This is a genomic window from Myceligenerans crystallogenes (genome assembly GCF_039529775.1).
GTDB lineage: Bacteria > Actinomycetota > Actinomycetes > Actinomycetales > Cellulomonadaceae > Myceligenerans > Myceligenerans crystallogenes.
Map to the genome: position 1 here is coordinate 1 of NZ_BAAANL010000009.1, position 20,808 is coordinate 20,808.

General features: G+C 69.9%; 23 protein-coding genes. 7 read left to right on the plus strand and 16 right to left on the minus strand.

Translation table 11 applies throughout. The annotated features are described in order from the left end of the window. The first annotated feature begins 83 nt into the window (after positions 1-83). From ABD208_RS18315 to ABD208_RS18335, 5 genes are all read left to right on the plus strand, one after another. On the plus strand, positions 84-599 hold the full coding sequence (locus tag ABD208_RS18315) for a tyrosine-type recombinase/integrase (RefSeq protein ID WP_344105781.1): 516 nt from the start codon (positions 84-86) through the stop codon (positions 597-599). Between the two features lie 2 nt (positions 600-601). Further along, complete coding sequence (locus tag ABD208_RS18320; protein ID WP_344105783.1) at positions 602-928, plus strand: helix-turn-helix domain-containing protein; 327 nt, start codon at positions 602-604, stop codon at positions 926-928. 397 nt (positions 929-1,325) lie between these two features. After that, the gene (locus ABD208_RS18325) at positions 1,326-2,687 is read left to right on the plus strand and encodes a hypothetical protein (protein ID WP_344105784.1); all 1,362 of its coding nucleotides are present in this window, start codon (positions 1,326-1,328) and stop codon (positions 2,685-2,687) included. Positions 2,688-2,722: 35 nt separating this feature from the next. Then, positions 2,723-3,478: a MerR family transcriptional regulator gene (locus ABD208_RS18330; protein ID WP_344105786.1), complete on the plus strand. Its 756-nt coding sequence runs from the start codon at positions 2,723-2,725 to the stop codon at positions 3,476-3,478. Then, entirely contained in the window at positions 3,475-3,813 is a 339-nt protein-coding gene (locus ABD208_RS18335; protein ID WP_344105788.1) for a YnfA family protein, read from the plus strand. Before ABD208_RS18330 ends, ABD208_RS18335 begins: the two co-directional genes overlap by 4 nt. A 130-nt stretch (positions 3,814-3,943) precedes the next feature. Here the strand turns inward: ABD208_RS18335 and ABD208_RS18340 are convergent, their stop codons facing one another. The 9 genes from ABD208_RS18340 to ABD208_RS18380 all read right to left on the minus strand — a co-directional run bounded on the left by ABD208_RS18340 (position 3,944) and on the right by ABD208_RS18380 (position 11,155). Then, positions 3,944-4,279: a glyoxalase superfamily protein gene (locus ABD208_RS18340; RefSeq protein WP_344105790.1), complete on the minus strand. Its 336-nt coding sequence runs from the start codon at positions 4,277-4,279 to the stop codon at positions 3,944-3,946. Between the two features lie 70 nt (positions 4,280-4,349). Continuing rightward, entirely contained in the window at positions 4,350-5,468 is a 1,119-nt protein-coding gene (locus tag ABD208_RS18345) for a flavin-containing monooxygenase (protein WP_344105792.1), read from the minus strand. Next, on the minus strand, positions 5,461-6,381 hold the full coding sequence (locus ABD208_RS18350; protein ID WP_344105794.1) for a cation diffusion facilitator family transporter: 921 nt from the start codon (positions 6,379-6,381) through the stop codon (positions 5,461-5,463). The genes ABD208_RS18345 and ABD208_RS18350 overlap by 8 nt, the downstream gene beginning before the upstream one ends. Continuing rightward, a complete protein-coding gene (locus ABD208_RS18355; protein ID WP_425561132.1) occupies positions 6,378-6,809 on the minus strand; it encodes an ArsR/SmtB family transcription factor in 432 nt (143 codons plus the stop codon). Before ABD208_RS18355 ends, ABD208_RS18350 begins: the two co-directional genes overlap by 4 nt. 192 nt (positions 6,810-7,001) lie before the next feature. Beyond that, a complete protein-coding gene (locus ABD208_RS18360) occupies positions 7,002-7,193 on the minus strand; it encodes a cytochrome c oxidase assembly protein (RefSeq protein ID WP_344105797.1) in 192 nt (63 codons plus the stop codon). Between the two features lie 291 nt (positions 7,194-7,484). Next, a complete protein-coding gene (locus ABD208_RS18365) occupies positions 7,485-8,174 on the minus strand; it encodes a copper resistance CopC family protein (RefSeq protein ID WP_344105799.1) in 690 nt (229 codons plus the stop codon). Between the two features lie 86 nt (positions 8,175-8,260). Beyond that, positions 8,261-9,525 (minus strand): IS3 family transposase gene (locus ABD208_RS18370; RefSeq protein WP_344105801.1). Its coding sequence is split into 2 segments (ribosomal slippage): positions 8,261-9,177 and positions 9,177-9,525, totalling 1,266 coding nucleotides; the frame shifts between segments, so codons are not numbered across the junction. 218 nt (positions 9,526-9,743) lie between these two features. Further along, on the minus strand, positions 9,744-10,604 hold the full coding sequence (locus tag ABD208_RS18375; protein WP_344105804.1) for a C40 family peptidase: 861 nt from the start codon (positions 10,602-10,604) through the stop codon (positions 9,744-9,746). 107 nt (positions 10,605-10,711) lie between these two features. Then, the gene (locus ABD208_RS18380) at positions 10,712-11,155 is read right to left on the minus strand and encodes a hypothetical protein (RefSeq protein ID WP_344105806.1); all 444 of its coding nucleotides are present in this window, start codon (positions 11,153-11,155) and stop codon (positions 10,712-10,714) included. 311 nt (positions 11,156-11,466) lie between these two features. Between ABD208_RS18380 and ABD208_RS18385 the strand changes: the two genes are divergently transcribed. Both ABD208_RS18385 and ABD208_RS18390 read left to right on the plus strand, forming a co-directional pair. Beyond that, entirely contained in the window at positions 11,467-11,751 is a 285-nt protein-coding gene (locus ABD208_RS18385) for a hypothetical protein (RefSeq protein ID WP_344105808.1), read from the plus strand. After that, the gene (locus tag ABD208_RS18390; RefSeq protein WP_344105810.1) at positions 11,751-12,419 is read left to right on the plus strand and encodes a DsbA family protein; all 669 of its coding nucleotides are present in this window, start codon (positions 11,751-11,753) and stop codon (positions 12,417-12,419) included. The genes ABD208_RS18385 and ABD208_RS18390 overlap by 1 nt, the downstream gene beginning before the upstream one ends. Before the next feature lie 74 nt (positions 12,420-12,493). Here ABD208_RS18390 and ABD208_RS18395 read toward each other — a convergent pair whose 3' ends face one another. The 7 genes from ABD208_RS18395 to ABD208_RS18425 all read right to left on the minus strand — a co-directional run bounded on the left by ABD208_RS18395 (position 12,494) and on the right by ABD208_RS18425 (position 20,804). After that, entirely contained in the window at positions 12,494-14,416 is a 1,923-nt protein-coding gene (locus tag ABD208_RS18395; protein WP_344106030.1) for a heavy metal translocating P-type ATPase, read from the minus strand. After that, positions 14,413-14,772, minus strand: a complete 360-nt coding sequence (gene cmtR, locus ABD208_RS18400) for a Cd(II)/Pb(II)-sensing metalloregulatory transcriptional regulator CmtR (RefSeq protein ID WP_344105812.1) — start codon at positions 14,770-14,772, stop codon at positions 14,413-14,415. Before cmtR ends, ABD208_RS18395 begins: the two co-directional genes overlap by 4 nt. A 146-nt stretch (positions 14,773-14,918) precedes the next feature. Continuing rightward, complete coding sequence (locus tag ABD208_RS18405; RefSeq protein WP_344105814.1) at positions 14,919-16,382, minus strand: ATP-binding protein; 1,464 nt, start codon at positions 16,380-16,382, stop codon at positions 14,919-14,921. Beyond that, positions 16,379-16,849, minus strand: coding sequence for a hypothetical protein (locus ABD208_RS18410; protein ID WP_344105816.1), 471 nt, complete (start codon positions 16,847-16,849; stop codon positions 16,379-16,381). The genes ABD208_RS18405 and ABD208_RS18410 overlap by 4 nt, the downstream gene beginning before the upstream one ends. Before the next feature lie 74 nt (positions 16,850-16,923). After that, entirely contained in the window at positions 16,924-17,856 is a 933-nt protein-coding gene (locus ABD208_RS18415) for a hypothetical protein (protein WP_344105818.1), read from the minus strand. A 72-nt stretch (positions 17,857-17,928) separates the two neighbouring features. After that, positions 17,929-19,362, minus strand: coding sequence for an SCO6880 family protein (locus ABD208_RS18420; RefSeq protein WP_344105820.1), 1,434 nt, complete (start codon positions 19,360-19,362; stop codon positions 17,929-17,931). Beyond that, positions 19,359-20,804 carry a TrbL/VirB6 family protein gene (locus ABD208_RS18425; RefSeq protein ID WP_344105822.1) on the minus strand — a complete coding sequence of 482 codons (1,446 nt, stop codon included), beginning with the start codon at positions 20,802-20,804 and terminating at the stop codon, positions 19,359-19,361. The genes ABD208_RS18420 and ABD208_RS18425 overlap by 4 nt, the downstream gene beginning before the upstream one ends. Positions 20,805-20,808 lie beyond the last annotated feature (4 nt).

Here is a 20,808-nt window from a genome sequence, read left to right on the forward strand (position 1 = left end):
CAATCACCCCTCCAGCATCTCGGAGGGGTCAGTCCCAATCCGTCGCTACAGGGTCAGTCTCAACGCGTCGTCGACAGACGGTGATGCTCGACATTCGCGATTGGCGCCCTGACCTGGGTGGGATGGGCAAGGTCCATGTCCGGTTCGGTAAAGGGTCACGCGGCCGTGGACCCAAGCAGCGGCTGGTCCCTGCGATCAACGGTGCCGACGAGCTGATCGACTGGTGGCTGGCCGAGGTGCGCCACCAGTTCGGCGATGACTGGTCGAACCCGGATGCGCCGATGCTGCCGTCCGAGCGGTTCGATGACGGGTTGGGCAGGTGCGGGCGGGTCGGGTCCAACGCGTTGCGTCGCGCGCTTGGTATCCAGACCGGGCTGTGGCTTCCGTCGTGGTCGGGTCGGTTGACCCCGCACGTGCTGCGGCACTACTGCGCCTCGTCCTTGTACGGGGCCGGCATGGATCTCAAGGCGTTGCAGGAGCTGTTGGGGCACCAGTGGCTCGCGACGACGTCGGGCTATATCCATGTGCGCAGCGAGCATGTGGAGCAGGCGTGGAAGAACGCCAATCAGCGGGTTGCGGCCCGTTTCGGGGAGGTCTGAGGATGAAGTGGAACCTGCGGCTGACCGCCGCCGAGCGCGGGATCTGGAAGTCCGCGCAGATGCGGCGCATGCTCGCCGAGGCCGGGTTGGAGATCAGTGCCGGGAAGATGTCCTCGTGGTGGGCGGCCAGTCCGCCGGTGATCCGGCTGGAAGAGCTCGACGTGCTGTGCGCGGTACTGGAGTGCGTGCCCGACGACCTGCTCATCCCGGAGCCAGAGAAGGTGGTCGCACGGCGCCCGGCCCAGGCCGAGGCGGTCGGAGAAGAGCATCCAGGAGCCACGGTGGTGACCCCGCGGTTCGGCAAGCCGCGGTCGCAGCCGCCGCTGTGAGGTGGATCCGGTGAGGCCGGGGCCGGACGCGCCGCTGCGCCCGCCGCCCAAGTGCATCGGGTGCCAGTCGGCGAAGGTCGCCTGGTCCAAGCCGCGGGTCGACTACTGCTACGCGTGCCTACCCGGTGGCCCGTTCACCCCGCCGCCGTGCCGGGCCTGCGGGTCGACGGCGTACTTCAGCCAGGGCCTGTGCGACGCATGCCATCCCGGCGGGCCACGGTTCCTGTCTTCGTGCACCAGTTGCCTGGCCTGGGGCGTGTTCCGTCAGCACAACTGGATGTGCTGGATCTGCCGGTGGTGGGCCACCCACTTCCCGACCAGTCCGTGCGACTACTGCGGGCGCACCGCGCCGGTGGGAGACGCCGGCGCGTGCCGGTTGTGCCTCGAGCAGGCGCGCATGCTCCACGAACCCGGCCACGGCATCGACCTGGCTGGAGCGAACAAGCACGGCCAGCAGATGTTCCTGGCGAACATGCCCACACCCACCCGTGTGCTGCGCCCACCGCCGCCGCCACGGCGCCCCAAGCGGCGCCCCAGCGCCCCTTCCCGGCCGTTCACCCCGGTCGATGGCATCCAGAGTGAGCTGTTCGCCATGACCCTCGACCCGCAGATCGTGACCGAACGTGCCCGGTGGGAGGACGGGGAGCTGACCCGGCACTGCCACCAGATCGTGCGTGAGCACGCGGCCAAGCACGGCTGGTCGACCCGGCAGCGCAACGACGTGGTCCGCTCGCTGCGACTGCTGCAAACCTACCGCAGCCGCCCCGAGGAGCGGATCCGCGTCACCGACGTGCTGACCCTGCCCACCTACACGGGCAACATCGTCTCCACCATGGACGTCCTGGAGGCGGCCGGGCTCCTGGTCGAGGACCGCATCCCACGCATCCAGACCTACTTCACCAGCAAGACCCGGCACCTGCCCCAGCCCATGCGTGCCCAGCTCGAGACCTGGTTGAGCGTCATGATGGACGGGTCGGCCACCGCTCCTCGCCGACGTCAGCGAGCACCGGTCAACATCCGTCAGCAGATCCACGCGCTCACGCCGATCCTGACCACCTGGGCCGATCAGGGCACTACCTCCCTGGCCGAAGTCAGCTCCGGCATGGTCGCCGACGCCCTTCCTGCCTCGGGACACCACCGCACTACAGCCGTGACCGGTATGAGGTCGCTGTTCTCGATCCTGAAGTCCCTCAAGATCACCTTCCAGAACCCTGCCCGGGCCCTGGCGAGCCCCGGCACCGCCGTCAGCACACCGCTGCCGCTGGACACCGCTGCGGTCCGCGCCGCACTGGCCTCACCCGATCCCGCCATAGCGCTGGCCGTGGCCCTGGTCGCTTTTCACGCGCTGACCAACCTCCAGGTCCGACGCGTCCAGCTGACCGACATCATCGACGGCCGCCTCCAGGTCGGCGACCGCAACATCCCCCTGGCCGACCCGGTCCGGCCTCGCCTGCGCGCCTGGCTCGACCACCGCGCCAAGACCTGGCCGAACACGATCAACCCGTACCTGTTCGTCACCCGACGCACCGCGCCGCGCCTGGTCCACCCCGGCGCACAGTTCCCGTGGAAGCGGACCACCTTGCGTCCACAAGCCTTGCGCGAGGACCGGATCCTGGCCGAAGCCCATGCCGGCGGCGGTGACGTGCGCCAGCTGTGCGACCTGTTCGGGATGAGCGTCGAGGGCGCCAACCGCTACGTCACAGCCCCATTGACCCCCTCCCCGACATCGGCCGCCACACCGACTTCAGACCAGGCTTGACCTTCGAGCCGACTCGAAGGTTTACGGTCGAGGGCATGGACGAGATGAAGATCGGTGAGCTGGCCGAGCGTGCCGGGGTACCGGCCTCGACCCTGCGCTACTACGAGGCCGAAGGCCTGCTGCCCGCCACCCGGGCGGACAACGGGTACCGCCTGTACGGACAGCAGGCGTTGGACCGGCTCGCGTTCATCGCCCAGGCCAAGCACCTTGACCTGCCTCTGTCCGCGGTACGGGAGCTGATCGTCGTGTGGGAGTCCGAGCCTTGTCACACTGTGCGTGCGGCCTACCGGCCGATGCTGGCCGATCGTGTCCAGCAGACCGCCGAACGCCTGACCGCCCTGCGCGGTCTGCAGGACACCCTGAGCGCCGCGATCGCGCACCTGGACGCTCTGCCCGACCGTGACGCGCCGTGTGACGCGTCGTGCGCGTTCCTTGACCGGCCCCGCCGCCGGCTGCCCCTTGCGACGCCACCGGCGTCCGCCGGGGATGCACCGGTCGCATGCACGCTCAAGGGCACCGACTACGCCGAACGCATCAACCAGTGGCGCGAGTTGTTCACCGGTGTGAGCCTGACTCGCATGGCTGACGGTGTTCGGGCTGCCCTCCCGGTCGCCGAGCTGGGCCTTGCCGCCGAGCTGGCTGTCGCCGAGCAGCAGTGCTGCGCGTTCTACGACATCCGCATCGACCTGCACGGACCGATGTTCGACCTGACGATCACCGCACCCGATCAGGCCGCGCCCCTGCTCGCCGATCTCCTGCCCACCCACCCCAGGGAGACCACACTCCGATGAACGACACCGTCCGCTCGATCCTGTTGTTCGTCGCTGCTGCTGTCTTCGAGATCGGTGGTGCGTGGCTGGTCTGGCAAGGTATCCGTGAGCACAAGGGCTGGATCTGGATCGGCGCCGGCGTGATCGCGCTGGGCATCTACGGTGTCTTCGCCAGCCTGCAACCCGATGCGGACTTCGGCCGCATCCTGGCCGCCTACGGCGGCGTGTTCGTCGCGGGGTCTCTGGCCTGGGGCATGCTCGTGGATGGCTTCCGACCCGATCGATGGGACGTGACCGGTGCCCTGATCTGCCTGGTCGGCGTAGCAGTCATCATGTACGCGCCACGCCCGGCCTGACCCCGTCCGAGCCCGGGATCTGAACGTCTGCGAGGGCCGGGATCGTCCGCGCCGGCGGCCACGGTTCCCCCGGTGGAATCCGTCCGGGGATGCTCGGGGTCCATCACGGGGTGCACGTCTGGGGTGCGCGTTATGGGGTTGGGGTGCCGATACGCAGCCGGTTGCCGTCGGGGTCGGCCAGTTCGATCTCCCGCGCCCATGGCGCGTCGGTCACCGGCACGCCGAAGGCGGCGGCAAGGTCCTGGACGTCGTGGAGGCGTAAGTAGACCAGCGTGTCGGGGCGGGCGTCGCCGGTGTGCTCGGACAGGAACAACCGCACACCGCCGCGGGCGATCTCGACGAATGCGGGCAGGCCTGGTTCGAAGCGGTGTTCCCACTGCTGGCGGAAACCAAGTCGTTCGTACCACGCGACTGCTGCGGCAGCGTCCTGCACGCGCAGGATGGGAATGACGGCCTCGTCGTCCATTGAGCAATGGTCGCAGACCGCCGCGACGGTGAAAGACGGTGATGCGCCACGGTGTTGACCGTCCCGTTCTTCAGACCGCCGGGCGTGGTGACCGGGCGGTGTCCTGGCTGGCGCTGACGGTGGCGGCGAGATGGTGTGCGTCCTGGCCGACGAATCCCAGGAGGGCGGATCCACGGCTGCGTTGCCACGGCCGGCCCAGCACGTGCAGCCCGCGCACGGGAGTGTCCAGTCCGGTGGTGCGCAGGGCGCCGTGATCATCAAGCGCTTCGGGGATGTCGATCCAGCGGTCCTCGTGGCGGTAGCCGGTGGCCCACAGGATGCTGTCGGGGCGCAGGGATGTCCCGTCAGCGAAGGAGACAACCCGGCCGGTGCCGTCCACGGCACGGGGCCGAAACCTCACCCCGGCGCTGCGCAGGGCGGTGCGACTGGTGCCGATGACCGGGTCGTTGGCGCGCAGCCGTCGCCCGACCGCGGAATCGGCAGGAGTGATGATCAGGCGGGTGTGAGTCAACCACCAGAAGATGTCGCGGCCTGCGACCCGTTGAGGCACCGTGCGCCCGACACTGCCGTGGGCCAGGTGAACGGTGCGTCCGTGGCCGGCGAGCTCGAGCGCGAGCTGGTATCCGGTGTTACCCGCCCCCACCACCAGGACCACGCCGTCGGGGACGTCGCTCGGACGCCGGTAGTCGTGGGAGTGCAGCGCGGGCAGGTCTGGGTCGAGGCGGGTTGCGAACCCGGGTGCGGCAGGGGTGCCGAACGCGCCGGTCGCGACGACGACCCGGGGCGCGGTGACGAGCCCGGATGGTGTGGCGAGCGTGAACCTGTTCACCGCCGTCTGCCCGGCGTCGCGGGTCAGGGCGCGGACCGGTGAGCTGGTGCGTACCGGCAGGTCGAACTGCTCGGCGTAACCAGCCAGGTAGCCGGCGACGTCCATCCCGCTGGGGTACCGGTCACCCGGGCCCGGGAAGGACAGGCCGGGCAGCGCGCTGTATGCGGCAGGGGTGAACAGCCGCAGCGAGTCCCACCGGTCACACCAGCTGGACCCGACCCGGTCGGCCGCCTCGAGCACCAGATGCCGCACACCCGCGCGGCCCAGGTGGTAGCTGACGGCCAGACCTGCCTGCCCGCCACCGACCACGACGACGTCGTACGGCTCAGGTGCGTGCCGCCCGCGGTCGCGGTCAGGCATGGCTGGGGGCTTCGTGGTCGCGGTGACCGGCCGGTTCGATCTGGAAGGTGGAGTGCTCGACCGGGATGTCGAAGTGGGTGGCGACGCACGCCTGCAGGTCGTCCAGGATCTGTGGGGCGTGGCCGTCGGTGAAGCATTCCTCGTCCACGACGACATGGGCGCTGATCGTGGGCAGCCCGGTGGCGATCAGGGAGGCGTGCATGTCGTGCACCTCGCGCACGTGACCGGCACGCAGCAGGTGAGTGCGGACCTGGTCCAGGTCCAGGCCGGGTGGCGTGGTCTCCAGCAGTACCGAGGTCGTCTCGCGCAGCAGTGTGATCGCGCGGGGCACGATCAGAGCGCCGATGAGCAGGCCCGCGACCGCGTCGGCCTGCTGCCAGCCGGTGGTGGCGATCACGATGGCCGCGATGATCACCCCGAGCGAGCCCAGGGCGTCGTTCAGGACCTCCAGGAACGCGGCCCGCAGGTTGAAGTCGGCCGAACGGCTGCCGGCCAGGACCAGCATCGCGGCGACGTTCCCGACCAGACCGATGACCCCGAAAACGAGGAGTTCACTGGACGGGATCTCGGGTGGCCCCACGAGCCGCTGGACTCCCTCGATCAGCACGTAGGCCCCCACGGCCAGCAGAACCGCGGACTGACCGAGCGCGGCCAGGACCTCCGCACGCCGGTAGCCCCAGGTGCGGCGCGAGGACGCTGGGCGCAACGTGAGGGAAGCCGTGATCAGGGCCAGCAGCAGACCCGAGGCGTCAGTGAGCATGTGAACGGTGTCCACCAACAGCGCCAGACTGCCCGTCACCAGCGCGCCGACCCCCTGCGCCACCAGGATCGCCGCGGTGATCCCGAACGCGACCCCCAGCCGCCCGCGATGATCATGCCCACCCAGCCCACCGTGGCTGTGGTCATGACTCATCGGGCACGCCCCTGACCGGCACCATCCGGAACGAAGCCCGACACCGCGCTGCCCGGCAGGTCCACGTGCGGGCACAACACCGCAGCCGAACCAGTGGCCTCAAGCAGCCCCTCGGTCACCGCGAACAAGGCCGCCAGCCTGTCCCGGTCGACCAGCGAGAACATCGACGCACGACCCTGCACACGAGAGGCCACCAGCCCGCACTCACGCAGACATGCCAGATGAGCACTGACCGTGCTCTGCGCCAGACCGAGATGTTCGGTCAGATCCCGCACCCGATGCTCACCGGTGAACAAATGCCGCACGATCAACAACCGAGCCGGCTCACTCAACGCCCGATACAACGCCGCAGCCGGAGCAACCGCCGCCACCACGCCCACAGGATCACCCGACCCCGCGAGATCCCGAGAGCCACTATTCATCGTCATGCAGCGATTATATCGCCGAACGGCGCGAATATTCAATATCCGTCGCCGCGGACATGTGCAGCGGTTGTTCCATCAGCTCATCGGTGGCCGCTGGGCCTGGCGCTGGAGGTCGGCGTTATTGGCGTCCAGGTCCGGGTCGTGGTGCAGGTTCCGGCGGTCGGCGGCGGCAGTCGAACGGGCTTCGTCCTTGCGTCAGCGTGCGAGCATGATCAGCGCTGGGTGCAGGGCCAGACGCCCGGCCCATGACCGCAGTCCCCACCGCGCTCCGACCAGGATCACCGCACCGATGCGGTCGTGGGGCAGGCCGCACAGGAGCCACGTTCCTGGCCTGCCCAATACCAGCAGCGGCGGCACGGTCATCATGAGAGTGAGTTGCTGGAACATGAAGACGGAAACATCTCCAGCCCGCACCTCTCGATCCCAGCGCCGGTGACTACCACCAGGACGACGCATCCGGCCAGAAACGACAGCGCCCAGGCAGGCCATCGGCGACCGTGACCCAGACCCGGATCGCTCCGGCTAGGTACAGCCTAGCCAGGACGATCTCGATCACTGGAATGACCGCAACCGGCTGGATCGTCGGAGCAAGGTAGGTCGACAAGGACGGCGGGTCGCTCGGGATCCACATCGGTCCCTCCGACCCGCTGATCAGTCGGGCCGAGTGGCCGAGGGCGGTCATTCGGGCCGGTCCGTGTCGTCGCGACTCTTGGCGGACTCTCCTGGCGACGGACTGCCTGGTTCGCGGAGCGAGCCACGACGTCGGGTGATGAAGGTGACCAGGACAAGTACGGCGACGACGCCTGCCACGAGCGCCGCGATCACTGCCAGCGGGTTCGAGCCCCGCCGATCGTTCGTGCCGTTCGTCGAGACCGCGGTTGATTCCCGCGCGGGCGGCGTCACGGTGGGTTTCTGCGATGCGCCGGATGCTGTGGCACTGGGGCTCTGATTGTCGCGGGTCTCGATCGGTGAGGGGGGCGGTTTCGCTGGCGTCGGGCCTGATTTCACGGTGAACTTCAACGTTCCCTCGATCGGGTGCCCGTCCGAGGACACGACGTGCCACGCCGCGGTGTAGGTGCCGGGCGGGCCGTCGCCGGTCACCGGGAAGGTCGCGGCACCGCGCGCGGTATCGACCTCGGGTGTTCCTGCGGTGAGAGTGCGCCCGTCTGGAGTCGTGAGCACCAAAGTGGCACCGGCAGCCAGCGGAGTCGCGGTCAGGACCAGCTCGATCTCACTCGGCAAGGAGCCGATGGCCGCACCGTCGGCAGGGCTCGAGGACAACAGCTGGTCATGGGCCGCCGCGGGTGGCGCGACACTTCCGACCAGCACTGCCAGCAGGAGCGCGATCGCGATCAACGCGGCCGGCACCGAATGGTGCAACGGTCGCTCGGGACTGAGTGTTCGGCGCGAGACGCGGGGCCTTCGCCCCGAAAAGTGGACACGTCATTGTGTGGTCATGCGGCAGGCTGCAGCGTAGCTGCTTGAAGGTTCCTCTCGTAGTCGGCCGGGCTCTGGTTTCCCAAGCGTGAGTGGGGTCGTCGGGTGTTGTAGCGGGTGGCCCACCGGAACACCGCGAGCCGTGCGGCTCGGGGTCCGTCGAAGGCGGGCGCGCCGGCCAGGATCTCGCGTTTGAGGGTGGCGTTGAAGGACTCGGCTGCGGCGTTGTCGGCGCTGGTGCCGACCGCGCCCATGGACTGGGTGACCTGCAGTGTCGTGCAGAGGTTGGCGTAATCCCGGGATCCGTACTGGGCTCCGTGGTCGCTGTGAAAGATCGCCCCGGCCAGCGAGCCGCGCTCGGCCGCAGCGGCCTTGAGCGCGTCTTCGACGAGGTCGGTGCGCATGTGGTCGGCGATGGACCAGCCCGCCAGGCGGCGGGAGCACAGGTCGATCACCGTGGCCAGGTAGAGGAACTTCCCGCCGCCCACGGGCAGGTAGGTGATGTCGCCGACATACCTGCTGTTCGGCTCGGCGGCGGTGAAGTCCCGGCTGATCAGGTCGGCGACCTTGACCCCGGACGGGTCCGGGATCGTCGTGCGGACCCGCCGACGCAGGCGGATCCCGGTGAGCCGGTGCCGGCGCATCACCCGGGCGATTCGCTTGTGGTTCACCGGCTCGGCCTGCGGGTGGGCCTTGCGCAGCTCGGACGTCACCCGCGGGGACCCCAGGGCGGGGTCCTCGCGGTGCAGCAGCCGAATCCGATCGGCAAGCACGGCGTCCTCGGCCGCCCGCGCGGCGCGGGCCTCAGCGCCGGCCTGCCACTTGTAGTAGGAGGACCGGTTGACGCCCAGGACCTGACACAGCCGCTTCACCGAATAGGCGGGGTGGTGCTCGGCGACGAACTGGAAGCGGCTCACCAGGTCGTCTCTCCCGCGAAATACTTCGCGGCCTTGCGCAAGATCTCCCGCTCGGTCGCGAGCGTCCGCTTCTCGGCCTCCAGGCGACGGTTGGTGGCCTCCAACTCGGCCACCCGCGCCTCGAGCTGACCAACTCGGCCACCGGACCGCACCGGCGATGCGGCCGGCTCCGTCACCTCGGGCCCTGCCTGGCCGGTCACAGCCACCTGGCCGCGCTTCTCAGCAGCCCGGCGCACCCACAGCCGCAGCGTCTCGCGCGAGACGCCCAGGTCACGGGCGATGCCCTTGATCGTGGCCCCGGGAGTCGACTCGTACAAGGCCACAGCATCGGCCTTGAACTCCTCGGGGTAGTTCTTCATTGCCATCGGTTACAGAACTCGCTTCTCTGGATCAGACATCCAGTATCACCGTGTCCACCAAACGGGGTGAGGTCCCGCGTGGTGTGAGTAAGTATTGCTGGTCTATACGCATTGGTCTCTCGCATCGATCAGGGCGCCTGCGCTCTCGCGTCGCTGGCGGCCCTTGGCGGCCTGTATTCCGGAAGGGCTGTGGGGGGTGGACTGCGTCCGCCCCCCACAGCGGGTCAGCCGACGCGAATGAATGTCGGGTTGGACTGCCAGATGCTGCTGTACCGAACCGTCTCGCCCGGGACCGGCGCCTCGATCTGCATGCCGTCCCCGGCATAGATCGCGATGTGCCCGGGAGACCAGATCAGGTCTCCGGGCTGGGCTTGTGCCGAAGACACTGTGGTTCCGGCGTACCGCTGCTCCGAGGAGGTCCGGGGCAGGTCGATCCCGACCTGGGCGTAGACGTAGGACGTGAACCCGGAGCAGTCGAACCCTGCCGGAGTGTTCCCACCCCACACGTACGGCACACCCAGGTAGCGCATCGCGATCGATACCACGTCGTTTCCTGCGGCCGCAGCCGGGATCTCGACCGCTGCGGCCTCGGCGGCCAGTGCGGCGGCCTCCGCTGCGGCTTCGGCCTCTGCCTCGGCCGCGAGCTGCGCCTGGTAGGCCTCAGTCTCCACGGCAGGGGTCACGGATACGGGCGCAGTCTCGACCTTCAGACGCACGTCGCGGGCCACGGTTACCACGCGAGCATCGGCTACCGTTTCGCGCGCCTGTGCGGCCAGGGCGTCGAGATCGATCGCTTCGAACGCTTCCTTGACCGGCTTGCTTGCGAGTGCCGTGCTGGATTCTTGCGTACCCGGTGCAGCGTGGGCGGAGGGCGCGGCCAAGGACAACAGCACACCTGAACCGGCCGCGGCTACCACCGCGCCACGACCGCTCGCCGCCGCCGCGCGCTCACCAGCCGCCCGGAGAAGGGAACCCAGGCCGGGTCGGGTCGCCGCGCGATGGCGGCCGCGACCACGCCGGGACGGGCCTGGCCGGATCGGGTCGGGGGTCGTGGAATGAATCGAGGGGACGGAGATGGGCTCCATCAGGGGACCTTTCGGCTCGGATGGGTAGGACCACAAGCTGCGCACCGTCGTCGCAATGCGCGCCGAAGGCCGCCGACGGGTACCCACGTCGGCGGACATGTGGCGATCTACGTCCGAGAGATCCCCAGCGCGTGCAGGGAGGGTGCGGCGGGAGTAGACCTGCCCGACACCGTCGGCTGCTTCTGTTGCGCCAGGGCGGGTGCCAGGCGCTGCTTGTCCGGCTCCGGCATGCTGGCATGCAGCACCGGCGCCAGCAGGACCGGGTCGCACTGCGCTGCCGCCGTGTGATGGTCGGCGCAGCCATGAGAGCCGATGCCGAGGGGCTCGCGCAGAGCCTCGACGGGCGTCTCTTCAGCAGCTTCGACATCAGCCACGAGCACCAGGCTGCTGTCGTGGGAGTGCCCGGCCTCCGGGGAGGGCACGTCCCGGTGAACGTTGCACAGCGAATGCACGCCGACCATGGCCAGAACAAGGAACATCACCGACACCGCACCCAAAGGCCCCGGGCACACCGCAGCCAGGACCGAACGAAGGTGACGGATCAGGATCATGGTGGCCCCACCATAACGGAAAGAACACAGCATGGTGCGACCCTTCTGAAATGGCTGCTGGACGTAAGCGGAGCGCTGGACGCCTGCCGTGCGAACATCACGTGAGGCACGCCTGTTTCCGCGCTCGGCGAGCCCGCTCGTCTACGATCGCCCCGTCATGACAGTCCTACCCGCCCTGGAGCCAGTACGGGCCCATGTGCTGCGTGCTGGCCGCGCCCGCTAGCATCTCGGCTGTCGGCAATCCGCGGACCTGGCCACCGTGCCCGACCTCGCACTGGCCGAGAGCCAGGCCCTCGAAGGTCGGGTCCGCGGTGGAAACCAGCGCTGTCACGGATCAGCAAGAACCCAAGGCACGACGCCACCGCGACCGCCTGGTTCGCCTGTGCGCACTGCTTGTCACCGGCTTCGTCCTCGCCTGCTCGCGAGGATGGAGCACCGTCAAGACCTGTCCCTTCGCGACCGACGGACGCATCCGCACCGTTGCCGATCAGGCGTCGTCGTCATCAACTTCATTGACCGCCGCACTTGTGCAGGTCGTCGAGGAACGTGCCCACACTTTCTCCCGTAACCCTGCTTCTCCCTGCAAAGGAACCTGATGACCACCCAACGTCCCGCCACCCGCCGTACGACGGCACCTCGCCTGCTCCAGCTCGTCCTGCTCGTCGGGGTGCTCGGACTGTTCGCGCTCCTTGTCGTCCTCGCCCTGACCAGTTCCGAGCCGCAGTCCGCTGACGCCGAAGTGGTGCGCGAGGACAGCCACATCCTGAACCAGGCAAGCGACGAGAAGGCAGTGCTGGTCGAGTTCCTCGACTTCGAGTGCGAAGTGTGTCGTGCCTACTACCCCACGGTCGAACAACTACGCCAGGAACACAAGGACAACCTCACCCTCGTGATGCGGTACTTCCCGATCCCCGGGCACCCCAACTCCACCAACGCCGCCGTCGCCGTGGAGGCCGCCGCCGCCCAGGGACAACTCGAGCCGATGTACCAGCGCATGTATGAGACACAGGCGGAGTGGGGAGAGTCGCAGGACTCCAAGGCGCAGGTGTTCCGCAGGTTCGCCAAGGAACTCGAACTCGACATGGAAGCGTTCGACAAGACGGTCGCCGATCCCGCTACCACCGCCAGGGTCCAGAGCGACTTCGACGAAGGCCGGACCCTGGGCGTCAACGGCACGCCCACCTTTTTCCTGGACGGCAAGAAGCTCGGCATCGAGACTCCCGACGAACTCGTCCAAGCCGTTGAAGCCGCGCTGGGCGAATGAACGGACCGGACCAGCGCTCCGGCGGCCTGTTGTCGGGCCGAAGCGCTGGTGATCGGACGAGGGTGGCCCAGCCGTTACCCGCGAAGTGGTTGCCCGGCTTCCGCGCGCTGGGTGCGGGATGCGCGCAGGCCGTTGAGGATGACGATGACCTCGGCGATCTCGTGGACCAGCACGACCGCCGCCAGCCCCAGGACGCCGGCCAGTGCCAGGGGCAGCAGGACCACGATGATCAGGAGGGACAGGACGATGTTCTGGTTGATGATGCGCCGCCCCCGGCGGGCATGGTCCAGAGCACGTGGGATCAGGCGCAGGTCGTGACCGGTGAACGCGACGTCGGCGGACTCGATCGCCGCGTCCGAGCCGGTCGCGCCCATCGCGATCCCGATGTCCGCGCCGGCCAGAGCGGGGGCGTCGTTGATGCCGTCACCGATCATCACCGTGGACCGTAAGGCCGTCAGCTCCGTGATCGCGGCGGCCTTGTCCTCAGGACGCAGCTGCGCGCGCACGTCCGTGATCCCGGCCTGGTCGGCCAGCGCCTGGGCGGTGCGCTGGTTGTCCCCGGTGAGCATGGTCACCCCGGTTCCCTGACCGGTCAGGGTGCGGACGAACTCGGGCGCCTCCGGGCGGAGCTCGTCGCGCACACCGATCGCGCCGACCGGCGCGCCTGCCCGGTGGACGATCACGACGGTCATGCCCTGGGACTCCAGGTCCGCGACGGCGTCGGCCAGCGCTCCGGGCTCGACCCAGCGAGGGCTGCCGACCGTGACCTGAGCGCCGTCGATGGTGCCCTGGATGCCGTGCCCGGCCAGCTCGCTGACCTCTTGCGCCGCCGGCACCCCAGGTGCCGCAGCGGTGATGGCCGCAGCCAGCGGGTGCGCGCTGTGCTGCTCCAGGGACGCTGCCCAGGCCAGCACGTCCTGCTCCGCGACGCCGTCGGCGGTCAGGACACCGGTCACGGCAGGCTCGTTGCGGGTCAGCGTGCCAGTCTTGTCCACCGCGACGTGCCGGATGCGGCCCAGCCGTTCGAAGATCGCGCCCGACTTGATGATGACGCCGAACCTGCTGGCCGAGCCGATCGCCGCGACCACCGTGATCGGGACCGAGATCGCCAGCGCGCACGGGGAGGCCGCGACCAGCACGACCAGAGCACGCGTGATCCACAGCCCAGGGTCCCCGACCAGCGATCCGATCAGCGCGACCAGCACGGCCAGGATCAGCACGCCCGGGACCAGCGGGCGCGCGATCCGGTCGGCCAGACGCGCCCGCTCACCCTTCTCGCTCTGCGCCTGCTCGACCAGCTCGACGATCGTGGTCAGCGAGTTGTCCGTCCCGGCCGCGGTGGCCTCGACCTCCAGCACTCCGGCGGCGTTGATCGCGCCGGCCGGGACGGCGTCGCCCGGTTCGACCTCCACGGGGATCGACTCGCCGGTGATCGCGGACGTGTCCAGGCTGCTGCGGCCGGTACGCACGACGCCGTCCGTCGCGATCCGCTCACCGGGCCGCACCAGCATGACCTGGCCGACGGTCAGGTCCTTCGCGGCGACCTCCTTGGAGGAGCCATCGGCCAGCACGGTAGCGGTCTCGGGCACCAGCTTGAGCAGCGCCCGAAGACCGCCGCGGGCGCGGTCCATCGCCTTGTCCTCGAGCGCCTCGGCAATCGAGTACAGGAACGCGAGTGCAGCCGCTTCCTCGACGTAGCCCAGGATGACCGCGCCGATCGCGCTGATCGTCATCAGCAGCCCGATGCCGAGCTTGCCCTGAAACAGCTTGCGGATCGCACCCGGAGTGAAGGTCGACGCACCGAGCAGCAGCCCGATCCAGAACACCACCAGCGCGGCCGTCTCAGCCCCGGACCACTCGCAGATCAGACCCGCGGCGAACGCGACGCCGGAGAAGACCGGCACCATCACCTCACGATCGCGCCACCACGGCCCGTCGTGATCGTCGTCATCCTCGAGGTCGACCTCGGTCACCTGGGACCCCGGGACCGCGCTCATGAGCCCGCTCCCGTCCCGCAGCAGCCCGCCACCGAACAGCCCGGGTCGATGCACGGCGCGTTCTCGTCGACCGCGAGCGTCACCTCGACCAGCGCCATCAACGCTGCCGCCAGATGCGGATCGGCGATCTCATACCGTGTCTGCCGGCCCTGCGGCTCAGCAACCACGATCCCGCAGTCCCGCAGACACGTCAGGTGGTTCGACACGTTCGAACGCGTCAGCTCCAGCTCACGCGAGAGCACCGCCGGATACCCCGGCCCCTCCAACAACCTCATCAGAATCCGCGACCGGGTCGGATCCGCCATCGCACGGCCCAGCCGGTTCATCACGTCCAACTGCGAAGCAATAGTCAGCATGCGCTGATCATACAGTGAACACTGACGCATAGACGCGGGTGCCGAAGAGTCGCAGCTGCTCCCCTGCGAACATGAGCATCCGACCGCTTCGATCGAGCCGTGAGTACTCAAGTTCCCACCAGAACCGTCAGTTTTCACGGGAACTTCTAACAGTTTCCGTGTGCGCGGGTTCCTGTTTCGAAGAGGTTCGCTTCGAGGTCGTGGAGCTGATGGGTGACGACGGCGGCGTCGTTGCGGATCTTCCACAGTCCCTGCCCGACGCCGAGGAACGGCAGCCGGGCGGTCTCGGCGGCGGTCAGGCCGAGAGCTTGGGCGGTGGGGCCGATCTGGTCGGTCTCCTGCCGGTAGATGACGCGGGTTTCGGCGTTCGCGAGCAACGAGGTCGCGATCGCGCGGGCAGCCGATCCGGCATCGCCCACGTTGTCCAGGTCGGACAGCTTGTGGAAGACGAGCAGGTTCGCGATTCCGTAGTGCCGCGCCAGCCGCCAATGGGCGTCCATGCGGCGCAGCAGCGGAGGGTGGGACATGAGGCGCCAGGCCTCGTCGTACACGACCCACCGCTGCTCGCCGTCGGGGTCGGCGAGCGCGGCCTCCATCCACGCGGCAGCGCACGTCATCAGCACCGACAGGGCGGTGGAGTTCTCGGTGACGCGGGACAGGTCCAGGGACAGCATCGGCAGGTGCGGGTCGAACGCGATGGTCGAGGGCCCGTCGAACATGCCCGCCAGGTCCCCGTGCACCAGCCGCCGCAGCGCGTGCGCGACCGGGCGGCCGTCCTCGGCGAGGCGCCGGTCGGGGTCGTCGTCGCGGTGCGGGTCGAGCAGCAGGTCGACGACGGCGGGCAGGACGGGCACGCCGTCGGCTGCACGGACCGTCGCGGTCAGGGCGACGTCGAGGCCGGTGTGTTCCACGGGCGAGAGCGGTCGGCCGAGGGTGGTCTCGGCGAGCGCGCCCAGCAGCGCCCGGCGCCGGGCCCGCACCTGCGCGTCCCATTCGTCGTCGGAGACGGCTGAGGGGCGGGGGCCGGGGTCCAGCGGGTTGAGGCGGGCGGGCAGGCCGGGCCCGATCTGGATCGCCCGCCCGCCGACCGCTTCGGCGACGGCGGTGTGTTCGCCCTTGGGGTCGCACGGGACGTACACGCGCCGCCCGAACGCGAGGCTCCGCAGGTACAGGGATTTGGCGAGTGAGGACTTCCCGGCGCCGACGATCCCGGCGAGCACGACGTTCGGCGCGGTGATCCGGCCCTGGCGATACAACGTCCAGGGATCGAACACGAACGAGGCGCCGCTGGTGGCGTCCTGCCCGACGAACACCCCGTCCCCGCCCAGCCCGCCACCAGCCAGGAACGGGTACGCGCTGCCCCACACCGCGGAGGTGTCCTGGTGGGCCTGGACGTGCAGGCCGATCGGAGACCGCAGGGCCGCCGGGCCCGGTTCGCCCGCCCGTGGCAGATATTCCACACGCGGCTGCCGCTCACGGGCCGGGCGCCGGGCGGCCGCCGCGGCGCGCAGTTCCTGGAGCAGGCGCCGCCGCTCACGCCGGGCTGCCCGCGGCTCCCGGGCCGGGACGAACCCCGGGGCGACATGCACCCGCTCGCGGTCGCGGTTCACAGTCCCAGCCCGCTCGCCCCGCCGCGCGTGACACCCGACGACGCCGCAGGCGCGACGTCGGCGTCGGCCCGAACAGCCGCCGCGGGCTGTTGGGGTGTCGGTGCGGGCTGCCAGGTGATGGCGGAGGTGACGCCCAGGGCGAGGTCGAGGTGAGCGTGCGCGCGGTCCAGGGCGAAGACCGCATCGCGCAGGTGTCCGTGCGCGGCGGCGGTCAGGTCCCTGCCGGTGGCCCTGGCGGCGGCGCGGTGCTGGCAGGCGTCGACCTGCTGGACGACCTGGTGCAGGCAGCGCAGGACCGCCAGCACGTTCCCGATCACCGAGTAGGTGTCCTCGGGATACTCCGGCCGCTGGCGCTGGACATCGAACGGGTCCTCCGGGTGGTCGAGCCGGATCGTGGCGTGCGCCAGAGCGCGCGCGGCCCGGTAGGCGTCGTCGGACGCACCGAGGTGGTCGCCGTAGATGGCCATGGTCGTTACCTTCCTGTGTGCCGAACGGGCACTTCGGAGGTGTCCCGCACGCGCCTCGAGGTTGCCTGGTGCGGTCACAGCCCTGGTGTGTCACGCCGATTGGTCTCGGGGTTCCGGGGCGGCGGGGTCATGGCCACGCCCCGTGGGGTCTGCGACGAGAGACGCGCGACATGGCCGGGCCAGAACGCGGGCGGCTCTTGAGTCGGGTCGAAGCGGCACAGCAGGTTCACGTGTCCCAACCCGGCATGCCACACCAGCGCGACATCGCCATCGACGACCTCATGGCTGCCGACGCTTCTGGGCGGGGTGTCGTGGATGTGCCCGTGGAACAGGGCCGTGTCGCGGGTCTCGGTGCCGTAGTCCCAGGCCGACAAATACGCGAGCGCGGCATCCACGCCGCGCTCCTGGATCAGATCGACGACCTGGTGCCCCTCGTCGCCGTCGAGGAACACGACGGCGTACCAGGCCGCTGGCGGCCAGGCAGGTGCCGGTTCGGGTGTCTCGGTGGCGGCCATGAACGCGGCCTCGAACGCCTCGTCGTCCACCGGCTCGTAGTCCGGATCCAGATCAAGTTCGAGCAGGGCCAGCTCGCTGATGTTCTGGTAGGCGGCCTCGTTCAGCCATTCCGGGAACAGGTCCAGGTTCTCCGACGGCGTGGCCGGGTTCCGCATCGTGTGCGCGTAGGCCTCACCGGCTGCGGACAGGAAGGAGACGAGGCTGCGCAGCATCTCGTCCGGGTCGGCTGGCGCGCCGACGCCGGAGCGCAAGTCGTCGCCGACCGCGACGGCTCCGGTGGGGCGTTCGGGGTTGTCGTCGTCCTGGCTCGATGGCTGCTGCGCGGTGTCGGTGACGCGGTAAGAGTATCGCTGCCGTGCGCCGCGGTCGGGCCACGGCTCCGGCTCGCGGCCGACATGCCAGAGCTCGATCTGGAGGGTTCCGGCCGTCGCGGTGCGCTCCGGCGGCCGGCCGGGCGCATCCGGGCCGTGCGGCGAGGGCGTGGTGCTCATGGCCATCAGGTGCGCCGGCATTTCCCCGGTCGCGACATCACCGTGGCGGGGTGCGGCGGGCGCGCCCCTCGGTCAGACGACGGCGACGGCGCACAGTGCTGCGGCCTGCTGACCCCACAGGCGCCGGGTCTCGCACCCGGCCTGCACGGCGGCTTGCTCCACGGCCGCGACATCGCGTTCCAGGTCGTCGGGCTCCGTGGCGGTGACGGTCAGCAGGCCCGTCGTGCGCAGGACGCCGTGCCCGACCGCGAGCTCGGCCTCCTGAGCCAGGACGTCGTCGAGTTCGGCGGCCTGGGTCGCATCCTGGATCTGCCCGGCTTTGGCGCGCTGTGCGGCCTCGGTGAGGTGGCCCGTCTTCTTGCGGCGCAGGTCCCGCGCGGCCGCATCGGGGCGGACGGGCTCGTAGCGGATCGTCAGGGTGCGCTGGATCCCGCTGGTCAGCAGCAGCGGCGCGAGGAACCCGGGATGCACGGCGCTTTGCGGCCACTGCGAGATCCACAAGGTCGCGTGCCACGACCCGTCGGCACGCACCGCACCCCAGGACTCGCTCACCCCGATCGGGCCTGCGGCGTGCGGGTCGCGCCCGGCCGACGGGTTGCGTTCCAGCAGCGGCCCGCAGCCTGGGTCGTAGGCGGTGCGCAGGCGGACCGCGAGTCCGCCCGCGTCCAACGGAGGTGATGGAGCAAGGTCCGCGGTGCGCAGTGCCGTGCTGATCGTGTGGGTTTCCTGCCGCAGGACCTCGACCGCGCCGGTGAGGCCGCCGCCGGCCGCGCGCACGGCCCGCGCGGCCGTACGCATGTTCAGTGTCAGCGTGATCGCCGTGTCGTGACGTTCAGCGGTCGGGCCGGCGCGTTCGATCAGCTCGCCGTAAACCGTGGCTGGCAGGCCGTCGTCGTGGGTGCCGTGGGCCTGCCACCACTGCGCCAGGGACGCGCCGGACCCGGGCAGGGTCCGTTCGGTGACGGTGAGCGCGGCCAGGTTCCCTGAACGGCACGCCGTGGCCAGCACCCGCCCCCAGTCGGCGGCGCGACGTGCCTGCTCGTCGCCGTCCAGGAGAGTGAACCCGCCCGCGGTGACCGGGACCGTCACAGTAAGCGTCGCGGCGTGCGGGTCGTGGACGAGCGCCGCACCCGTGACCGGGTCGGTCACGAGACGCAGCGCGGCAGCCCGGCCCGGCAACGCGAGCGTCCCGGCAGGCCGGGGCCTATCGGTCCGGGCGCGGAACTCGAGCTGGCCGGTCATCGTCCGCCACACCCATGCCGAGGCGACTGGCAGCCAGGTCACGATCGGACGCCCGGCAACCGGCACCAGCGCGACGACCGCCGCGACCATCATCAGCGGCAGCACGGCCACAACGGCCGTGCCACCGGTGTAGATCGCCGCGATCAGTGGCACCAGCCCCGACCCCAGAGCGACGAGTTGCGCGACGGTCAGGCCCAGCAGCACGCCACGCTTGGGGAGCCGGGAAAACTTCACGCCCCCGTCGTTCGACGTCGTCGCCGTCATCGCTCCGCGCTCCTGTTCGTCACCACGGCGGGGACAGCCCGCGTCGGGGCGGCCGCAGGCGGGCCCGACGGCGCCGGACGCGCCCCAGCGCGGCGTGCGCCTGCCGGTCGCGGGGCATCCGACCCGGTCGGTGCCCCCTGGTCTGCTTGCTGTACGGCGGCCGAACCCATGGCAGCTCCCGCTTTCGGCCCTGCGGTCGTGGCAGCCTTGGCGGCCTCGGTCGCGACGATCAACGGAATCGCCACCCCGGCGGTTACCGCGCCGGCGCCGCCGACCGCAGCCGCCTTCGTCGCCGCCGCCTTCCCACCGGCCGCGCCCGCCTGGCTCCCCGCCGCCGTGCCGCCGCCCGCCGTCACCGGAGCACCAGCCGGCAAGCCCCTGCCGCCGGAGGGCCGGCCACCGGGGCCGCCGCCTGGGCCGGTTCCGGCGCGAGCGGTGCCGCCGTCGCCTCCACCGCCACTGGGCAGAATCTTCTGTACCTCTCGCTGGCCGGGCTCGACCCGGGCGGACGGCGCGGCACGCAGGGCCACGGGCCGGTTGAGTGCTGCTTTCGATTCCTGCTCGATCGACATGGCGTGATACATGTCGAACCCCATCCAGGCGATCGCCTTGTACGCCAGGTACGGCGCGAAACCGGCCACCAGCAGCAACGTGACGCCGGAGAGCTTGTCCGTCCAGGTCGCAAGGTCGGCCGCGACCGGCGAGGCGGTCATGGTGGTGGCCAGGAGGAATATGACCACTATGACGAGCTTGGAGACGATCAGCGCGATCACGAACTGTGCCCACCTGGCGACCCAACTGCGGGTGGCGTCCCAGGACGCTCCGGCCAGCGCGATGGGGGCGAGCGCGATCGCGATCAGCAGCAGGGCCTTGCGCATCAGGAGCGAGAACCAGGTGATCAGGGCCGCGCCGACCACGAGGCCGGACAGGAACAGATTCAACAGCGCCCCCGTCTGGGGGGCGACGATCGACCCGGTGACGCCAACTGCGGCGAGGGCGGCGAGCTGTCCGCCCATCTCGTCCATGCTGGTGCCAGCCGCGGCGACCAGGGCGAGGCAGACATGGTCCACGATCTCCAACAGCAGCCCGGTGAGCATCACCACGACGAACGACCCGAGCACGCTCTTGGCCAGGCCCGAAAGTGCGCGGGCGAGTGCGCCGGGTTCGCGGTGCAGCATCGCGGTGATGAGCTGGAACAGGAAGAACGCGAGCATCAGGAAGACCGCAATGCCGAACGTGAGACCGTACACGCGCCCGAACCTTTCGGTGCTCAGGTCGACGGAGGTGGTGGAGTCCATCACGGTCCACAGGCCCTTGATGAGGAATTCGGCCACCCCACCCACGCCGTCGGCGAGGTCCTCAAAGACCCCGAAGGCGACCGAGGTGGCCTGGTCGGCTGCTTCCTGGCAGACGGTGGCGGCGATCGGGTCGTCACAGATCATGACC

Bases quoted from the DNA above. Each gene is read 5' to 3' on its own strand.
- ABD208_RS18315 (WP_344105781.1), top strand. From the start codon at position 84: ATGCTCGACATTCGCGATTGGCGCCCTGACCTGGGTGGGATGGGCAAG.
- ABD208_RS18320 (WP_344105783.1), top strand. From the start codon at position 602: ATGAAGTGGAACCTGCGGCTGACCGCCGCCGAGCGCGGGATCTGGAAG.
- ABD208_RS18325 (WP_344105784.1), top strand. From the start codon at position 1,326: ATGCTCCACGAACCCGGCCACGGCATCGACCTGGCTGGAGCGAACAAG.
- ABD208_RS18330 (WP_344105786.1), top strand. From the start codon at position 2,723: ATGGACGAGATGAAGATCGGTGAGCTGGCCGAGCGTGCCGGGGTACCG.
- ABD208_RS18335 (WP_344105788.1), top strand. From the start codon at position 3,475: ATGAACGACACCGTCCGCTCGATCCTGTTGTTCGTCGCTGCTGCTGTC.
- ABD208_RS18340 (WP_344105790.1), bottom strand. From the start codon at position 4,279: ATGGACGACGAGGCCGTCATTCCCATCCTGCGCGTGCAGGACGCTGCC.
- ABD208_RS18345 (WP_344105792.1), bottom strand. From the start codon at position 5,468: ATGCCTGACCGCGACCGCGGGCGGCACGCACCTGAGCCGTACGACGTC.
- ABD208_RS18350 (WP_344105794.1), bottom strand. From the start codon at position 6,381: ATGAGTCATGACCACAGCCACGGTGGGCTGGGTGGGCATGATCATCGC.
- ABD208_RS18355 (WP_425561132.1), bottom strand. From the start codon at position 6,809: ATGACGATGAATAGTGGCTCTCGGGATCTCGCGGGGTCGGGTGATCCT.
- ABD208_RS18360 (WP_344105797.1), bottom strand. From the start codon at position 7,193: ATGTTCCAGCAACTCACTCTCATGATGACCGTGCCGCCGCTGCTGGTA.
- ABD208_RS18375 (WP_344105804.1), bottom strand. From the start codon at position 10,604: ATGGAGCCCATCTCCGTCCCCTCGATTCATTCCACGACCCCCGACCCG.
- ABD208_RS18380 (WP_344105806.1), bottom strand. From the start codon at position 11,155: ATGATCCTGATCCGTCACCTTCGTTCGGTCCTGGCTGCGGTGTGCCCG.
- ABD208_RS18390 (WP_344105810.1), top strand. From the start codon at position 11,751: ATGACCACCCAACGTCCCGCCACCCGCCGTACGACGGCACCTCGCCTG.
- ABD208_RS18395 (WP_344106030.1), bottom strand. From the start codon at position 14,416: ATGAGCGCGGTCCCGGGGTCCCAGGTGACCGAGGTCGACCTCGAGGAT.
- cmtR (WP_344105812.1), bottom strand. From the start codon at position 14,772: ATGCTGACTATTGCTTCGCAGTTGGACGTGATGAACCGGCTGGGCCGT.
- ABD208_RS18410 (WP_344105816.1), bottom strand. From the start codon at position 16,849: ATGGCCATCTACGGCGACCACCTCGGTGCGTCCGACGACGCCTACCGG.
- ABD208_RS18415 (WP_344105818.1), bottom strand. From the start codon at position 17,856: ATGAGCACCACGCCCTCGCCGCACGGCCCGGATGCGCCCGGCCGGCCG.
- ABD208_RS18420 (WP_344105820.1), bottom strand. From the start codon at position 19,362: ATGACGGCGACGACGTCGAACGACGGGGGCGTGAAGTTTTCCCGGCTC.
- ABD208_RS18425 (WP_344105822.1), bottom strand. From the start codon at position 20,804: ATGATCTGTGACGACCCGATCGCCGCCACCGTCTGCCAGGAAGCAGCC.